Annotated in this window: 21 protein-coding genes; 7 read left to right on the forward strand and 14 right to left on the reverse strand. The window is 42.2% G+C overall.

Annotated elements, in window-relative coordinates:
* Positions 1-4 precede the first annotated feature (4 nt).
* Positions 5-223 carry a hypothetical protein gene (locus ACM0OS_RS15145; RefSeq protein ID WP_414544018.1) on the reverse strand — a complete coding sequence of 73 codons (219 nt, stop codon included), beginning with the start codon at positions 221-223 and terminating at the stop codon, positions 5-7.
* 491 nt (positions 224-714) lie between these two features.
* Here ACM0OS_RS15145 and ACM0OS_RS15150 point away from each other — a divergent pair, with 491 nt between their 5' ends.
* From ACM0OS_RS15150 to ACM0OS_RS15175, 6 genes are all read left to right on the forward strand, one after another.
* The gene (locus ACM0OS_RS15150) at positions 715-1662 is read left to right on the forward strand and encodes a J domain-containing protein (RefSeq protein WP_414544019.1); all 948 of its coding nucleotides are present in this window, start codon (positions 715-717) and stop codon (positions 1660-1662) included.
* A complete protein-coding gene (locus tag ACM0OS_RS15155) occupies positions 1662-2873 on the forward strand; it encodes an ATP phosphoribosyltransferase regulatory subunit (protein WP_414544020.1) in 1212 nt (403 codons plus the stop codon). The genes ACM0OS_RS15150 and ACM0OS_RS15155 overlap by 1 nt, the downstream gene beginning before the upstream one ends.
* Before the next feature lie 172 nt (positions 2874-3045).
* Positions 3046-3270, forward strand: a complete 225-nt coding sequence (locus ACM0OS_RS15160) for an indolepyruvate ferredoxin oxidoreductase subunit alpha (protein WP_066380485.1) — start codon at positions 3046-3048, stop codon at positions 3268-3270.
* A gap of 79 nt (positions 3271-3349) precedes the next feature.
* The gene (locus ACM0OS_RS15165; protein WP_414544021.1) at positions 3350-4078 is read left to right on the forward strand and encodes an ABC transporter ATP-binding protein; all 729 of its coding nucleotides are present in this window, start codon (positions 3350-3352) and stop codon (positions 4076-4078) included.
* 75 nt (positions 4079-4153) lie between these two features.
* Complete coding sequence (locus ACM0OS_RS15170) at positions 4154-4447, forward strand: nucleotidyltransferase family protein (RefSeq protein ID WP_414544022.1); 294 nt, start codon at positions 4154-4156, stop codon at positions 4445-4447.
* Entirely contained in the window at positions 4444-4794 is a 351-nt protein-coding gene (locus ACM0OS_RS15175) for a DUF86 domain-containing protein (RefSeq protein ID WP_414544023.1), read from the forward strand. Before ACM0OS_RS15170 ends, ACM0OS_RS15175 begins: the two co-directional genes overlap by 4 nt.
* Before the next feature lie 78 nt (positions 4795-4872).
* Here ACM0OS_RS15175 and moeB read toward each other — a convergent pair whose 3' ends face one another.
* From moeB to trxA, 10 genes are all read right to left on the reverse strand, one after another.
* Positions 4873-6045 (reverse strand): molybdopterin-synthase adenylyltransferase MoeB, encoded by a 1173-nt coding sequence (gene moeB / locus ACM0OS_RS15180; protein WP_414544024.1) that lies wholly within the window; start codon positions 6043-6045, stop codon positions 4873-4875.
* 62 nt (positions 6046-6107) lie between these two features.
* Entirely contained in the window at positions 6108-6602 is a 495-nt protein-coding gene (locus ACM0OS_RS15185; protein ID WP_414544025.1) for a Mov34/MPN/PAD-1 family protein, read from the reverse strand.
* Positions 6577-6936: a four helix bundle protein gene (locus tag ACM0OS_RS15190; protein WP_414544026.1), complete on the reverse strand. Its 360-nt coding sequence runs from the start codon at positions 6934-6936 to the stop codon at positions 6577-6579. The genes ACM0OS_RS15185 and ACM0OS_RS15190 overlap by 26 nt, the downstream gene beginning before the upstream one ends.
* A 131-nt stretch (positions 6937-7067) precedes the next feature.
* Positions 7068-7877 carry an alpha/beta fold hydrolase gene (locus ACM0OS_RS15195; protein WP_414544027.1) on the reverse strand — a complete coding sequence of 270 codons (810 nt, stop codon included), beginning with the start codon at positions 7875-7877 and terminating at the stop codon, positions 7068-7070.
* Positions 7878-8038: 161 nt separating this feature from the next.
* Positions 8039-8287, reverse strand: coding sequence for a hypothetical protein (locus tag ACM0OS_RS15200; RefSeq protein WP_414544028.1), 249 nt, complete (start codon positions 8285-8287; stop codon positions 8039-8041).
* 65 nt (positions 8288-8352) lie between these two features.
* Entirely contained in the window at positions 8353-8565 is a 213-nt protein-coding gene (locus ACM0OS_RS15205) for a transferase hexapeptide repeat containing protein (RefSeq protein WP_414544029.1), read from the reverse strand.
* Positions 8566-8669: 104 nt separating this feature from the next.
* Positions 8670-9536, reverse strand: a complete 867-nt coding sequence (locus tag ACM0OS_RS15210) for a restriction endonuclease (RefSeq protein WP_414544030.1) — start codon at positions 9534-9536, stop codon at positions 8670-8672.
* A 205-nt stretch (positions 9537-9741) separates the two neighbouring features.
* Positions 9742-10440 (reverse strand): glutathione binding-like protein, encoded by a 699-nt coding sequence (locus tag ACM0OS_RS15215; RefSeq protein WP_414544031.1) that lies wholly within the window; start codon positions 10438-10440, stop codon positions 9742-9744.
* 48 nt (positions 10441-10488) lie between these two features.
* Positions 10489-11151 carry a nitroreductase family protein gene (locus tag ACM0OS_RS15220; RefSeq protein ID WP_414544032.1) on the reverse strand — a complete coding sequence of 221 codons (663 nt, stop codon included), beginning with the start codon at positions 11149-11151 and terminating at the stop codon, positions 10489-10491.
* Positions 11152-11324: 173 nt separating this feature from the next.
* A complete protein-coding gene (gene trxA / locus ACM0OS_RS15225; protein WP_414544033.1) occupies positions 11325-11657 on the reverse strand; it encodes a thioredoxin in 333 nt (110 codons plus the stop codon).
* Between the two features lie 80 nt (positions 11658-11737).
* On the opposite strand from trxA, the gene ACM0OS_RS15230 reads away from it, so the two are divergent.
* The gene (locus ACM0OS_RS15230) at positions 11738-12079 is read left to right on the forward strand and encodes an ArsR/SmtB family transcription factor (protein ID WP_414544034.1); all 342 of its coding nucleotides are present in this window, start codon (positions 11738-11740) and stop codon (positions 12077-12079) included.
* Here ACM0OS_RS15230 and ACM0OS_RS15235 read toward each other — a convergent pair.
* From ACM0OS_RS15235 to ACM0OS_RS15245, 3 genes are all read right to left on the reverse strand, one after another.
* Positions 12066-13775 carry an ATP-binding protein gene (locus tag ACM0OS_RS15235; RefSeq protein WP_414544035.1) on the reverse strand — a complete coding sequence of 570 codons (1710 nt, stop codon included), beginning with the start codon at positions 13773-13775 and terminating at the stop codon, positions 12066-12068. The genes ACM0OS_RS15230 and ACM0OS_RS15235 overlap by 14 nt on opposite strands.
* Positions 13776-13911: 136 nt before the next feature.
* On the reverse strand, positions 13912-14505 hold the full coding sequence (locus ACM0OS_RS15240) for a chemotaxis protein CheB (RefSeq protein ID WP_414544036.1): 594 nt from the start codon (positions 14503-14505) through the stop codon (positions 13912-13914).
* Complete coding sequence (locus ACM0OS_RS15245) at positions 14505-15335, reverse strand: CheR family methyltransferase (RefSeq protein WP_414544037.1); 831 nt, start codon at positions 15333-15335, stop codon at positions 14505-14507. The genes ACM0OS_RS15240 and ACM0OS_RS15245 overlap by 1 nt, the downstream gene beginning before the upstream one ends.
* Positions 15336-15512: the final 177 nt, after the last annotated feature.

Below are 15512 nucleotides of genomic sequence, written 5' to 3' on the forward strand. Positions count from 1 at the left end.
CGTGTTACTGTTTTTTCAACTTGAGACTCCAAAAAGTTTTCTGCACCACTAAGGCCAGTACCACTAAAATTGCTGAAACCAGAGAAATACACCAAGTTTTACAGCTGGCACTATTATTTGCCATCCGCGCTATAACCCCTTGCAAAATATTCAGATAACTCTGCACAGAGTTAGAATCAGGGGTTAGCTTGTGTGGTTGTGACTGCGGATTAGAGTTACTCACGGAAACTTTTCGCTACTGTTGCGGTATTTTTACACCCATTGTATATCGTTGACGCAATTCCCAAAAATCCCTAAGAGATGGAATGAAACAACCCTACCCTATTAGCCCTTATCCCCCTACCGTGTACACACAAATCATTTGATCCCCCTAAATCCCCCTTAAAAAGGGGGACTTTAAGAAATTTTCAAATCCCCCTTAAAAAGATGTGAATTTGATGAACCTCTCGCCAACAGTATCCTCTCCGAGGCGGGGCTACAGTGTACACACATCTCTGTGCTGCGTACTTCTCAAGGGGGACTTTGATTCTTTTCCCCCTTTTTCAAGGGGGGTTAGGGGGGATCGAAACGCTGCTAGGCAACTTGATAAGACTTGTGTGTACACCATAGGGGGCCACGAGTTTCCCAATCCCCAAATTTGCTACTTACAGATCACTAATTAAGGGAAGTAAACTAGAAAAAATCTAACGGCTCCTTTGGGTGCAAAACCGCTCTATGACTTTAAAAATAGATCGTGGATTGTTTAAATATGATTTCATAGATCATCACGCAATTCTGTGTGTTCCTGTTGACGCACAGGTGAAAGATGTACGTAAACGTTATCTGCAAATCGCCCGCCGCTTACACCCTGATAGCACGGCTATTACTTCAGCAGAAGAAAAACAGCTAGCTAACGAACTTTTATCAAAGTTGGTTAACCCAGCTTATGAAAAACTTTCAGCAGAACGTAGTCGCACAGAATACATCATAATTTTGTCCCAAATAGGTAAACGCTTGGTACAAGAATCTACTGCGGTGGAATGGAGTAGCGATGTGGCTAAACAGCTAGCTACTGCACCGGATATTGATCATTTCTATAAAAGTGCGATCGCTAAAATTGCAGCGACTCAATACGAATCGTTGCAGCAATCAATTTCTGTGATTGCTCAAATCAGCGAGTTGAATTTAGTTTACTTAATGCGGAGTGCTGGCAAAGTGTCCACTACGCCACCGTCATCGGCTAAACCTCCAAGTAGTTCAGGTACAGCAAGGACAAATACAGCACCACCTCCCCCACCTCCCCCAAAAGAAGATTCAGCAGTTGAACAGTATGTCCGCCGCGCTCAAAGTTTAATTGACAAAAACCAACTGGCTCAAGCCAAGGTTGAGTTACAGGATGCTTTGAAGCTAGAACCTAAGAATAGTCGTTGTCATAGTTTGATTGCTTTGGTGTATTTGAAGCAAAATTTACTGAAGCTGGCCAAAGTTCATTTTGATAATGCTCTAAAATTAGACCCCAAAGATGAAACAGCGTTGACATGGAAACCTAAAATAGAAAAGGCTTTGGGTCAACAATCCAGTGGCTCGAAAGTTACTTCACCTCCTCATGATGGAACTAAACAACCAGATAAGTCTGGAGGTGGGGGTTTGTTTGGTGGTTTGTTTGGTGGGAAGAAAAAATAATGGTGTATCAACCAGCAGCGGGAGCTAGGGATTTATTACCTTTAGACGTGGCTCAAAAACGCTGGATTGAAGACAGGTTACAGCAAGTGTTTCACCGTTGGGGATATCACAGGATTATCACCTCAACGTTGGAACGCATGGATACACTCATGGCGGGGGAAGCAATTCAACGCCAGATGGTAATTCAATTGCAAAATGGTGAAGATGAAGAGTTAGGCTTACGTCCAGAATTGACAGCTTCTATTGCTCGTGCAGTGGCTACGCGCATGGCAGATGTCAGTTATCCGCAACGGCTTTACTACAATGCTAATGTCTTCCGCCGCACCTGGGAAAACAGGCACAATCGCCAGCAAGAATTTTATCAAGCCGGGGTTGAGTTGTTAGGTGTAGGCGGATTGCTTTCTAATGCAGAAGTGCTACTGTTGGCGGCTAATTGTTTAGCAGCACTCGGTTTGCAAAATTGGCATTTAGTTTTAGGGGAAGCGGGAATCACGCGATCGCTCCTTGATGCCTTTCCGGTAAATCTCCAAGCTAAAGTTCGTAGTGCCATCGCCCATCTCGACCGCATTGCCATAGATACTTTACCCTTGAGTGATGAACTGTGCGATCGCGCCAGAATCATGATGGATTTGCGCGGTTCTAGTGCAGATGTCTTGCAAAAAGTTAGCAGCCTCGGTTTAGATGCAGAGCAACAAGAGGTAGTAAATAACCTGAAATCTCTGGTAGAGTTATTAGAATCAGAAGGGGATATCCCGTTAATTCTTGACCTCAGCTTAATCCAAACCATCGACTACTACACTGGTATCGTCTTTGAAGTCGTCAGCAATGCTAACTCGCAAGCACGGGTTTTAGGGCGTGGTGGTCGCTATGACAAGCTGCTGGGACTATATCATCCCCAAGGAGAAGATATCCCTGGAATTGGCTTTGTACTTAATATCGAAGATTTATACCAAGTTCTTTTATCTACTCAGCAATTGCCACAAGCAACCCCAGCTAGCAACTGGTTAGTAGTTGCAGAAGCACCACATGCTGAAGCTGCTGCCTTTGCCTACGCACAAAAACTGCGGGATTCAACAGACTTGGTAAGAGTAGAAATGGATTTAGGTGGCAGAGATGCAAAAGCCATTAGAAAATATGCAAGCGATCGCGGCATTGCCCAAATCGCTTGGATGAAATCTGATGGTTCACCCACAATTGAATCATTGGGTTAAGTAGGGACTGGGGACTGGGAATTAGGGAATAGGGATATAGACAATAGGTAAAATAGGTAAAATTTTGGTTATAGCCAGAAGTATATCCCCCCTGCTCCCTGCTCCCTGCTCCCCTGCCTCTTCTCCCTGCTAGGCTAGATATAGCTGATCCGAAAGATAGGGAATCGAGAAAATGCCACACACTATTGTTACTGATGTTTGTGAAGGTGTAGCTGACTGCGTAGATGCTTGTCCTGTAGCTTGCATTCATGAAGGCCCTGGTAAAAATGTCAAGGGAACCGATTGGTATTGGATTGACTTTGCTACTTGCATCGATTGTGGTATATGTATCCAAGTTTGTCCTGTAGCAGATGCGATCGTTCCAGAAGAACGACCTGATTTGCAAAAAACACCATAAAATTTGCTAGTCAACAGTCTCGAAGTTATTTTTAACTTGACTGTTGACCTCATAATTATTATTTAATGACTAATTACTAATGAATAATGACTATTTACTAGAAGTTGAAAATGTCCACGCTGGATATATTAAAGATGTAGATATTCTCCAAGGGGTAAATTTTTATGTAGCACCAGGGGAATTAGTCACAGTCATTGGCCCTAACGGTGCTGGTAAATCTACCTTAGCAAAAACTATTTTTGGGCTGTTGACTCCCCACACAGGCACAATTACTTTTAAAGGTGAAAATATTGCCGGGCTAAAGTCAAATCAAATTGTCAGAAAGGGAATGTGCTATGTACCGCAAATTTCTAATGTTTTCCCTTCTTTAAGTGTAGAAGAAAATCTAGAAATGGGGGCTTTTGTGCGTAATGTTGCCCTCAAACCCTTAAAAGATAGGATATTTACGATGTTTCCCCGATTAAGCGATCGCCGTCGTCAACGTGCTGGTACTCTATCAGGTGGGGAACGCCAAATGTTGGCAATGGGTAAGGCTTTGATGTTGGAACCTAGTTTACTGCTATTAGATGAACCTTCTGCGGCTTTATCTCCTATCTTAGTCACCCAAGTATTCGAGCAAATTAAACAAATTAACCAAACAGGTACAGCCATTGTCTTAGTAGAACAAAACGCTCGTAAAGCTTTAGAAATGGCTGATCGTGGTTATGTACTTGAGTCGGGACGAGATGCAATCTCTGGCCCTGGTCAAGAATTATTGCATGATCCGAAAGTGGGTGAATTATATTTAGGTGCTGGTAAAGCGCATTAAACTCTATTCCATTTCCCATCCACAGCAGAGTAAGCTAAGTTATGCAGTGTGCTTACCCAAAGGGAGATTGGGGGTATGAAAACTCTTGAAGAAATCAAGCAATGGCTTGTACAGCACAAGTCAGTGTTGCAGGAACATTATAAAGTCAGAGAGCTAGGTATTTTCGGCTCTTACATTCGGCAAGAGCAGACAGAAACCAGTGATGTAGATTTGCTGGTGGAATTTTCTGAGACACCAAGCTTGTTAAAGTTTGTTAATTTAGAGAACTATCTCAGTGACAATCTGGGAGTTAAGGTCGATTTAGTACATAAGGGCGGTTTAAAGCCTCGCATTGGAGAGCGAATTTTGGCAGAGGTGGTTTACCTTTGACCAAGCGACAACTAGAAGACTACTTACAAGATATTTTGGATGCCATTGCTGCCATAGAGCAATTTACAGCAGTTATTAAGTTTGAAGTTTTTTCTCAAAACTTAGAAAAAGTTTTCGCAGTTTCCAGGGCAATTGAAATTATAGGCGAAGCTGTGAAACGAATACCTGAGTCGGTGAGAAGTCAATATCCTGATATTCCTTGGAGAGATATTGCCGGAATGCGAGATAAACTGATTCACGATTATTTTAATACAGACGTAGAAATTCTCTGGAAGGCAGTTCAGGAGGATATTCCCAAGTTGAAAGTAATGATTTCAGATGTTTTGAGTGACATACAGTCAACATAGATTAAGCACAAAAGGGTTTGATTATCCCCTTTGTGCTATTTGCAGTATCCTGGGGCCAGATGATAGACACCTAGGTTTTTAATATTCTGGAACTGATGGATCTATTTCCTTACTCCAAGCATTAATTCCGCCTTTAACATTAGTCCCCTCAATACCTGCTTCTTTGAGGATACCCAAAGCTTTGGCAGAGCGTCCGCCCAGCTTACAATGGGCAATTAAGCGGTGACCATTGAGTATTTCTTTGACTTTGGCTACACCATCGCCATTTTCAATGTCTGGTAAGGGTATTAATACGGAACCAGGAATTTTGGCAATTTCGTATTCATGAGGATTACGGACATCCAACAGCACAAAATCCTTTGCACCGCTATCGAGTAATTCCTTTAATTCCTTGACGGTCATTTCTGACATTTCCATCTGCTGTTTTGCCTCCTCTGCCTTAGCTTGCGGAATCCCGCAGAATTGTTCGTAGTCTATCAGTTTTTCAATAACTGGGCGAATGGGATTAGGACGCAGCTTTAATTCCCGGAATTTCATTGCTAAGGCATCGTACAACAGTAATCGCCCACTTAAGGTATTACCTTGTCCCATGACAATTTTCACTGTTTCTGTCGCCTGGATCAATCCAATAATTCCTGGTAAAATTCCCAGTACGCCACCTTCTGCACAAGAAGGAACCATTCCTGGTGGTGGTGGTTCTGGGTACAAGTCACGATAGTTGGGCCCACCTTCGTAGTTAAAGACTGTGGCTTGTCCTTCAAAACGAAAAATGGAGCCGTAAACGTTAGGCTTATTTAGTAATACACAAGCATCGTTGACGAGATATCTGGTAGGGAAGTTATCAGTCCCATCCACGACGATATCGTAAGGCTTAATGATATCTAGGGCATTTTCCGAACTCAGGCGAGTTTCGTACAAATCAACCTGACAATAGGGATTAATTTCGTGAATGCGGTGTTTTGCTGATTCAATCTTGGGTTTACCTACCCAGGATGTACCGTGAATTACTTGGCGTTGGAGATTGGAAGTATCGACGACATCGAAGTCAACAATACCAATGCGGCCAATACCGGCGGCGGCTAAATATAAAAGTAATGGCGAACCGAGTCCACCAGTCCCGATACATAATACACTGGCCGATTTTAGGCGCTTTTGTCCTTCTAGTCCCACTTCTGGCAAAATCAGATGGCGGGAATAGCGTTCGTAATCGTCTTTAGTCAACTGGATTTCATCCAGATTGGGATTGAGCATAGCAGTTATGGTAGATCAGCGAAGAATATTGATCCTATCGAAAAACGATATCCGTAGTTGAATTAAATTATGTTTTCAATTGTCTCTGCTTGAAACTGGTGACTATCATCAAGACTCCAGCTTTGGAGTTGACTAGCTTTGCCGTTTTGAACGGAAACTATTATATACGAGTATTCTGGCCAAGCATAGAGGCGATCGCATTCTGAAGGTGTAGCGGAATTATCGGGGTGGGAGTGATAAATACCGATAATATTCAGTGAGCGATCGCGTGCTTGTTTTTGGGCTTGTAACATGATTTGGGGAGCAATTGCATATCGCCGTCTGGTACTATCTACTGTATGGTCACCTGGAAAATTAGCTGCTTGACTCTTCCAGGCGTTTTCTGTAGATATTACTTCTATGACAGTTTTACCCCCGCTAGCTAGATCACCAAGAATTAGTCCGCAGCATTCTTCGGGGTAGGTGCTTTCAGCATGGGTGCAGATAATTTGCAAGTGTTTGGGGAGGAGTCTGAGAACCACAGAATCTGGCTTAAAAATTGTGACTTTGCTTGTCAATATAAGATGCTAGCAATTCCTTCACTTCTACTACATCCCTAATCAGGCGATCGTAGTCAGCCGATTCCAGCATATGCAACTCATAGCAAAGCAGCAGGTAATATTCCACTTCAATGACTGCATCCCTGGCCATTTCCAAAAAATCTAGTTGGTCTTCGTAGTCATCGCGATCGCATCCCTGAGCTATTTTAATGGGAATGGCCGCACAAGCTAACCTAATTTGTTGTGTGAGTCCCAGTAATTCCTCTTCAGGAAAGTTTTTAGTAATTTCATAGACTGCAACTGTCAGTTCATGGGCTTTTTCCCACTCTGGGATTTCTCTAAAGTCTGTCATTTTAATATTGGTATCCTTGAAACTGAATCGGGTGACCAATGCCTACCTATATCATATGCCACTAATTCTGGTGCGGATATTTGAGCTAGCTTGTTCAAGTTGGTCGTGAGTTTATCTGAACACCAGTAATTTTAGTTCATTGGACATGGCAACTGTGCTAAAAATTTGAGCATTGCTGAAGTTACTGTATCTGATGACTCAATTAAAAAGCCATGACCACCACGGTCAATCACTACTAGTTCAGCTTTGGCAATACCTTGAGCGAGTTGCTGAGAAAACTTCACTGGGGTGAGAATGTCTTGTCTGCCAACTAAAATCAGGGTGGGACAGTGAATGTGTTGCAGCCGGTCTTTTGTATCACTGGCAAGGATAGCCCGACTATGATAATACAGTGTGTGCGGCGCTGGGGGAAATGGATAATTAACTGCCCACTCAATCAGTTGTTCCACCATAGCGGGAATAGCATAGAAGTCGTCGCTAAATATCCAGGGTAAGACAACTTTTTCATACAGTTGCAAATCTATACTCTGGGGTAGGTCGCCCCATGTCTCGATGACACTATTAAATCGTGCATCCCCCTTGGCTAAGGAAGATAGTAAAGTCAGGCTTTTGACTTTTTCGGGGTTGGCTATTACTAGTTCTTGAGCAATTTGACCACCCATTGAATGACCTACTGCGTTTACGCTGTCAATACCGATGTGATCCAGTAATGCAGCTACATCATTTGCCATCTGCTGAATACTATAAGGACTGTCGGGAGCAGAACTTCGCCCCATCCCGCGATTATCTAAACGAATTACTTGATATTGGGAAACGAGTGCAGGCATGATTAACGACCAATAGGAATGATCACATAAGAAGCCAGCAATTAATAGTAACGGCTCTCCTGTTCCTTTGATGTCGTAGAATAAATCAATTCCGTTAACCTGGACTTTGGGCATTTGTTTTCATATGAGTTAGCATTAATCGCCTTTTGAGGTCAAAACTTTGTGTTGGAAGGCTGAATAGTCAGGAGTAAAAGCCAATTTTTTGCTGCTTATTTGAGTTTAAAGTTTAAACTGTCCAATTCGCTGTAATCAAGTTTGGCACTTTGCTAAAGTCACTATTGTTGCGAGTCTTGCGCTCTTAATTCTTCAAATATAGCTACTGCTCCAGCATCGAATGGTAAGATTGGGGCTGCTGAAAACCCTCGAATGATTTCCATCAGCAGGGTATATCCTCGAACTGTATCACTAGGTGTTTGGGAGCGAGTGATAAAGGTATGAGCGCCAATTACTTGCTCATGAAAACTGATGATAGAAAAAGCAAAATCTGTAGGCTGATACTGAGAAATCCGAGCAGCTAATGTCAAAAACTCTGCTCCTGAGCGTCGTTGAAGAAAACTGATGTGGTCAGTGTCCAGTAGATATCTCACAGTTACTCACCATTTTCTTCTGTGAAGATATCAGCATGGCGCAGTGACCGTCCATATTCTAAAGCTTCCAAAAATGCTCGTTCATCAGAGATGGAGCCAATCACCTTCTCAAGCCAATTACTAGAGGTAGGCGCATCAATAACTCGGCGTTTAAGATCCGCAACTGTTTGTTCAAGAGTTGCTAAACGTTGTTCAACATTCGCTTCATCTAACATAATTTGCTCTCAAACTTTAATTTCAATGATAGGATAGTGCGTCTAAGTGATTAGTTAAGCCGTAATCCAAATCTTGATACATTAATAAATTCAAGAGATATAAATCAAATCTTTGTAAACCAATCCATATCAACGTCAATAGACTCAATCATTGTAATTTTGACACCAAGACCCAGTTCTTTCAAGCGTTGCACCAATTGCTCACCATCTATCAAATCAATTGGTGGCGCACCATCTCTTGTTGCTTCTTTGATTGCATCTCTAGTAAATGTACCTGTAGTGATAAGCAACCCTTTATCAGTGCGTCCTTGCATTGCTCCACGAAAATCTCGAATTTGTCCTGCTGTTACTGAACCCTGATAACGCTTGCATTGAAAGAGAACATGAAAGCTCAAAAACCCATTGATACGGGCAATACCAACCCCATCAATTCCACCATCGCCTGATTTGCCTGTAACCTGTACTTGAATAAAACCAGATTCACGTAATAGACGTTGTACTAAACGCTCAAAGGCAGAAGGTTCGAGCGATAGCAAAATTTTATGAAGCTGTTGATGCCATGCAAGTTCTTCTAGTGTTTCAATAGCAATAGTCTCAACTGTCTCATCTAAAGTATCTGAAGGAGTAGCTTTGTTTTTGTCAGCCTCTCGAACGGCTTTCACAATTTCCTTGGCATCCAAGTCATCAAGATTGATAGAAGTTGAAACTAAAGACCATATTCCACGTGATGAGTTTTGCAAAATTCCATACTTCTTCAAATAAGTACGAGTCCATGCAAGTCTGTACTCAACTTCAGTTTGTGATGTGCTTCCGTGAGAAATTTCCAGTATCTTGTCGGGCAAATTTAGAAGTTGCACTACTTTGTCATAAATTTCTTCAGTTGTACCAGAACCACCCAACATTTGCAGAGCTTGAATTGCGGGTAAGAGCATTAAATCAAATGTTGGAACTGTGGATGCGGTTCGCTTCATAATTGAAACTATTGAGTGTATTTATAAAAATATAGTTTTGTCAAATAATTGAATTTATTTTATTTAATTATGAATAACAATGCCTAAATTAGTGTGACATTTACTGCATGGAACCACCTCAGTAGTATCATTGATAAAAATATAGAAGGGCAGGCTTTGCGGCCTACCCTACAAGATTGATTTTATTTACTTGCAAAGTGTTGTATCAAGTGTGAATTGTATTTGCTGATTGGTTGAATAGCAATTCTCTTGATTTTTCTATATCTAATGTTTGGTCTTTGAAGGCTTCGGCTTTTTGGTAGGCGCGCATGGTGGCTGGACGCGCTTGAATTGTCTCAAACCAGCGCTTGAGATGGGGAAAGTCTTCTAGGTTTTGGCTTTGGCTTTCATAAGGTACTATCCACGGATAAGCAGCGATATCCGCGATGGAATAATCGCCTGCAACAAATTCTCTATCTGCTAGGCGTTTGTTGAGTACTGCATATAAGCGCCCTGTTTCTTTGACGTAGCGGTTAATGGCATAGTCAATTTTTTCGGGTGCATATTTGTTGAAGTGATGGTTTTGTCCTGCCATTGGCCCTAAACCTCCCATCTGCCAAAATAACCACTGGAGGACTTCTACTCGATCGCGCACATTTTGGGGAATTAATTTTCCGGTTTTTTCTGCTAAATACAGCAAGATGGCACCAGATTCAAATACGGAAATGGGCTGATCTCCGCTTGCCGGTTCATGGTCAACAATGGCTGGGATGCGATTGTTGGGAGAAATTTTGAGAAAGTCTGGCTGAAATTGTTCTCCAGCACCAATATTGACAGGAATAATAGTATATGGTAAGCCGACTTCTTCAAGAAATATGGTGATTTTATGACCGTTAGGAGTCGTCCAATAATAAAGCTCAATCATTGGTAATTTTCCTTTGTTTTGCGCTTTTTTGATGCAGGCGGATGTGCATTAAGCTTGATATGGTTGACCGATTTTGTCTACAGAGACTTTATGAGATAGTGGCAAGCGACCTGGATTTAAGCGTGGTTCGGCTGCATAACCTACAGGTACTAAAAGGGCGATCGCAATATCTGGATCGGCTGCACCAATTACTTGTTTAACTTGTTCTTCAATCCAACCATTCATAAAGCAGGTGGATAAACCTAAGCTTTCTGCGGCTAATACTAAATGAGTTGCAGCAATCACCGCATCTTTAATGGCATATTCCCGGCGTTTGTCTCCTAGCCCTTCTTGAAATTGGGGAATGGCATTTTTAAAGTAGTTTACCGTACCTTCATTCCAAGCTCCAGTGGCCATCGCCTGCTCGTAAATCGGTGTTAAGTCTTGTTCACCTGCATTGGGATCGGCGGCAAATACAAAGGTAACAGGCGCTTGAATAATTTGCTGTTGATTCCAAGCTGCTGCTGCTAGGGCAGCTTTTTGCGCTTCATCTTGAATGAGTATGATTTGCCAATCCTGGATGTTAAAACTACTAGGGGCCGCTATGGTCAAATCTACCAATTGCTTGAGTAATTCTGGGTCAATGGGGTCTGTTTTAAAAGTTTTGATAGAACGACGTTGAAGTATAGCTTGCGGTACATCTAAAGGGCGAACTTGGGTGGTAGGATTCACGCGATTCTCCTGATAATTTAGATTGAAAAACTACTTTCCATTATGGATGAGGGAGATGAGGGAGATGAGGGAGATGAAAAACAAAGATGTTGGTAATCACCGAAAATCTTTTCCCCCTCCACCCTGCTCCCCTGCTTGTTCACCCCCAACTCCCGACTCCCGACTCCCCATTCTTATACTTGTTGAATATGCTGACCTAAAGTTTTAGCCAAAGTGGTTTTTTGCACTGCACCCACGACTATATCAACCTGTCTCCCTTCCTTAAATACCATCAGTGTAGGAATGCTGCGAATGCCATAATGGCTGGCAACAGTGGGATTTTGATCTGTGTTTAATTTAACTACTTTTACCTGTCCTGCATATTCGCCTGCCAGTTCATCGACAACTGGAGTCACCATCCGGCAAGGGCCACACCACGGCGCCCAAAAGTCCACTAATACTGGGATTGTACTATCCAGTACTTCTTGTTTAAATGTGGCTTCTGTGACATTTGTAACGGATGACATATTTGCCCCCTTGTTTTTATTCTATTGTTCGGAAATATCGAACAAATAAAATATACGCCCTTTTACGAGATAATGCAAGTATGAGATTTTTGTATCACCCAGACCGAAAAGACATTTTTTTACCAGGAGTGCTGTATGCCTTGGGCGACCCAGTGCGGCTAGAAATTGTGAAGATTCTGGCAACCGAAGGGGAGCAGTGCTGTGCTGGGTTTGATTTTGCGATCGCTAAGTCAACGATGTCGAATCATTTTAAAATTTTACGCGAGTCAGGAGTGATCTTGACTCACAAAGAAGGTACACAACACATCAATAAATTGCGGCGTGAAGATTTAGAAATCTTATTTCCGGGGTTACTGGATGCGGTGTTGCGGTCGGCGCCACCATTGCTAGTGGATCATCGTTCCACAGTTAATAGTCGTTAGATACTTGAGAATTTTCGGGTTTTAGTTCTCTGCCATTGTTGATGTTGTTGTTTTCCTGCATTAATGGGAGTTTGATCGTAAAGGTAGAACCCTGTTCTTTCCCCAAGCTTTGGGCGGAAATTAGCCCACCGTGGAGTTCTACTAAATGGCGGACAATAGACAATCCTAACCCCAAGCCACCATGCGATCGCGTTGTCGTACTATCAGCCTGGCGAAAACGTTCAAACACTTTAGGTAAAAAATCTGAGGTAATACCTATGCCTGTATCAATAACTTGGATTTGGGCATAAGTAGTTTTAGAGAAACGCAGAGGGGCGGAGGTGGAAGATATCTGAACTTTTTCTTGAGGAAACAACTCTTGTGCTTCCCATGCTTCTGGTTCTATAGCTTGTAACCGGACTTCGACTTTGCCCCCTGCGGGAGTAAACTTAATAGCGTTAGTCAGTAAATTCCACACTACTTGCTGTAACCGGGCTGGATCACCACAAACCGCGCCGAGGGAAGTCTCCAGAGTAGTATTTAATTCGATTCCTTTGGTTTCTGCTAAGGGTCGCACAGCCTCCAAAGCCGCCTCAATGACAGAAATCAGATTGACAACGGATAAATGTAGTCTTAGCTGGCCACGAATAATCCGCGAAACATCTAAGATATCCTCAATCAGCTTCATTTGAGATGTGGCATTTCGTTCAATAGCATCTAGGGCCCGGGCTGTAGCTTTTTCGTCAAGTTTCTTGGAACGCAGGATTTTTGACCAGCCCAACATGGAAGTCAAGGGTGTGCGGAGTTCATGGGAAAGTACGGCTAAAAACTCGTCTTTCATGCGGTTGGTGGCTTCTGCTTCTTGTCTAGCCGTTTGTTCGCGAATTATTTGCGCGCGAACTTCTTCAGCCTGCTTACGTTCAGTAATATCTTCAAGAGTCCCTACATAACCGAGTAATTCACCTTGACTAGAAAGCATTGGTGACGATCGCACCTCAACCCAACGGATACTACCATCAGAATTTTGAAACCGAAAATCTGCCGAATATTCTTGACCTTGACAAATATAAGTAGACCAAGTAGAGATCGCTCGTTCTTTTTCTTGGGGATGTACACATTCTAGCCATCCTTGGTCACAATTATTTACCAAACTACAGTCACAAATTTCCTGATAACAAGGATTCGTATAAGTAAACCGCCCCTCAGTATCCGTTTCAAAAATGCCAATGGGTGAACAAGTACTCAGTGAACGAAACCGCTCTTCGCTTTGTTTGAGTTCAGTATTCATCGCGCTGAGTTGGAGTGCTTGTTCCCGGACTGCTTGTGTTTTTTTAAACAGTTCGACAAACACCGTCACCTTAGAAATCAATATATTGGTATTTAAGGGTTTTAGTAAATAATCAACGGCACCTGAAGCATAACCTTTAAACAGCATTTGGTCGCTAGTACTAAAGGCAGTCAGAAAAATAATTGGAATGTGACGCGATCGCCCCCTACTACGAATTAGGGTAGCAGTTTCAAAGCCATCAATACCTGGCATTTGTACATCCAGCAGAATTACCGCAAAGTCCTGATGCAATAGACACCTTAAAGCTTCTTCTCCAGAAGTGGCTTTCACTAGGTTTTCTCCTAGGTTTTCCAAAACTGCTTCTAGTGCCAGTAAATTTTCCAGCTTATCATCCACCAAGAGGATGTTTACTTTGGGTTCCGGCTGCATGAGTTTCTTTCACTAAATGCTTGATTACAATCGCTGACAACAGCAGATTGCTTGAATTATTATGACACGACTAGCCATTTATCTTGCCCAGCTACTAACACTCAGCATTGTTATGTAAGGGATTTGCTAATCCAAGCTACCCTTTCTCCCCCTGCTCCCCCTGCTCCCCTGGATGACAAAGACTAACCAGTAATTTGGCAATCTGCGTCAGAGGGACAATCCAATCTACTGATATGGCAGAAATTGCCGCTTCTGGCATAATGGCACTTTCAGCAGTACTTGGTTGTTGCACAATGGTAATTCCTCCCCGCGCTTTTACCTTTTTTAAACCTTGTGTGCCGTCATGATTGGCACCTGTTAAAATAACACCAATAGCTTGGTCAGCATAGATATCGGCTGCTGACTCAAATAGCACATCTATTGATGGTCTAGCGTAAGAAACAGGATCATCTGTAGAGAGAGCAAAATAACCTGGTTCAATGAGTACGTGATAGTCGGCTGGAGCTAGGTAGATTTTTCCTGGTAATATTTCATCTTTATCTTGGACTTCTTGAATCGGCAAACACGTATGTTCTTGCAATAATTCTTCCATCGTGCCGTCAGAGTTTTTATGCCGATGTTGGACAATGACAATTGGCACTAAGAAGTCTGCTGGTAAATTTGCCAGGACTGTTTTGAGTGCAGATAATCCCCCAAGGGAAGTGCCAATTACTACAACTTTAAAGGACACTAGTTAAGCCTCCGGTAAAGCTTTTCACCTTTGGCTATCTCATAATAATACTGCTCGTAAGGAGTAAATCTCAGCGATTCTTGCCGACCTAAACCTAAGATGCCAAAGTTGCAAAGACTGTTGTAAAACAGTTCGTGGACTTGTTTTTGCAGTATCTGATTAAAATATATTAAAACGTTTCGACAAAGAATGACATGAAATTCATTAAAAGAACTGTCAGTGGCTAAATTATGTTGAGCAAAGATGACATTTTCCCTCAGGGATGCTCGAAATATGGCATTATCATAAGCCGCGGTGTAGTATTCTGAAAAAGACCTTTTGCCACCTGCTTTCAGGTACAGTTGAGTATACTCTTGCATCATCCTCAAAGAAAAAATTCCACTTTTAGCATTTTGTAGTACCTTGCTGTTGGTGTCGGTAGCATATATTCGACAACGGTGGTAAAGTTTTTCTTCTTCTAACAAAATCGCCATTGAGTAGACTTCTTCTCCAGTTGAACATCCAGCGTGCCAGATGCGAATAAAAGGATAGGTGCGTAACAATGGAACTACTTGATTTCTAAAGGCGAGATAAAAACTGGGGTCACGAAACATTGATGTGACATTTACAGTCACACCCAACAAAAATCTCTCTAAACAGGTGCGATTGTGCAGTAATCGCTCTTGCAATGTCGAAATATTGCTTATACCTTCTACGTGCATAAAGCTTTTAATCCGACGTTTGAGGGAAGAAAGAGCATAATTACGAAAGTCGTAACCATAGTACTGATATACCCCCTCTAATAGCAACTTGATTTCGATGTCCTCCAAACTAGCTTTTGGCAGATTCATAATCATGAGGATAATCAAGTTAAAGTCAACACCACTAATTCAATCATTACAGATTTCAGCTAGGAAATTTCTGAATGTTTTTGCTGATGAATTTTGCTGTTGCCAAATATTTTGTGCCAATAAACACTATTAGCGATAACACAAAATATATTAAACAAATACGATCGCCTGGCTAAT

Origin of the sequence: Nostoc sp. CCY0012 (assembly GCF_963920855.1) — a bacterium.
Classification (GTDB): domain Bacteria; phylum Cyanobacteriota; class Cyanobacteriia; order Cyanobacteriales; family Nostocaceae; genus Cyanocohniella.

What these genes read in the sequence shown, in the direction of transcription:
- ACM0OS_RS15150 (WP_414544019.1), top strand. Translation starts at nt 715, where the DNA reads ATGACTTTAAAAATAGATCGTGGATTGTTTAAATATGATTTCATAGAT.
- ACM0OS_RS15155 (WP_414544020.1), top strand. Translation starts at nt 1,662, where the DNA reads ATGGTGTATCAACCAGCAGCGGGAGCTAGGGATTTATTACCTTTAGAC.
- ACM0OS_RS15160 (WP_066380485.1), top strand. Translation starts at nt 3,046, where the DNA reads ATGCCACACACTATTGTTACTGATGTTTGTGAAGGTGTAGCTGACTGC.
- ACM0OS_RS15165 (WP_414544021.1), top strand. Translation starts at nt 3,350, where the DNA reads ATGAATAATGACTATTTACTAGAAGTTGAAAATGTCCACGCTGGATAT.
- ACM0OS_RS15170 (WP_414544022.1), top strand. Translation starts at nt 4,154, where the DNA reads ATGAAAACTCTTGAAGAAATCAAGCAATGGCTTGTACAGCACAAGTCA.
- moeB (WP_414544024.1), bottom strand. Translation starts at nt 6,045, where the DNA reads ATGCTCAATCCCAATCTGGATGAAATCCAGTTGACTAAAGACGATTAC.
- ACM0OS_RS15190 (WP_414544026.1), bottom strand. Translation starts at nt 6,936, where the DNA reads ATGACAGACTTTAGAGAAATCCCAGAGTGGGAAAAAGCCCATGAACTG.
- ACM0OS_RS15195 (WP_414544027.1), bottom strand. Translation starts at nt 7,877, where the DNA reads ATGCCCAAAGTCCAGGTTAACGGAATTGATTTATTCTACGACATCAAA.
- ACM0OS_RS15205 (WP_414544029.1), bottom strand. Translation starts at nt 8,565, where the DNA reads ATGTTAGATGAAGCGAATGTTGAACAACGTTTAGCAACTCTTGAACAA.
- ACM0OS_RS15210 (WP_414544030.1), bottom strand. Translation starts at nt 9,536, where the DNA reads ATGAAGCGAACCGCATCCACAGTTCCAACATTTGATTTAATGCTCTTA.
- ACM0OS_RS15215 (WP_414544031.1), bottom strand. Translation starts at nt 10,440, where the DNA reads ATGATTGAGCTTTATTATTGGACGACTCCTAACGGTCATAAAATCACC.
- trxA (WP_414544033.1), bottom strand. Translation starts at nt 11,657, where the DNA reads ATGTCATCCGTTACAAATGTCACAGAAGCCACATTTAAACAAGAAGTA.
- ACM0OS_RS15230 (WP_414544034.1), top strand. Translation starts at nt 11,738, where the DNA reads ATGAGATTTTTGTATCACCCAGACCGAAAAGACATTTTTTTACCAGGA.
- ACM0OS_RS15235 (WP_414544035.1), bottom strand. Translation starts at nt 13,775, where the DNA reads ATGCAGCCGGAACCCAAAGTAAACATCCTCTTGGTGGATGATAAGCTG.
- ACM0OS_RS15245 (WP_414544037.1), bottom strand. Translation starts at nt 15,335, where the DNA reads ATGAATCTGCCAAAAGCTAGTTTGGAGGACATCGAAATCAAGTTGCTA.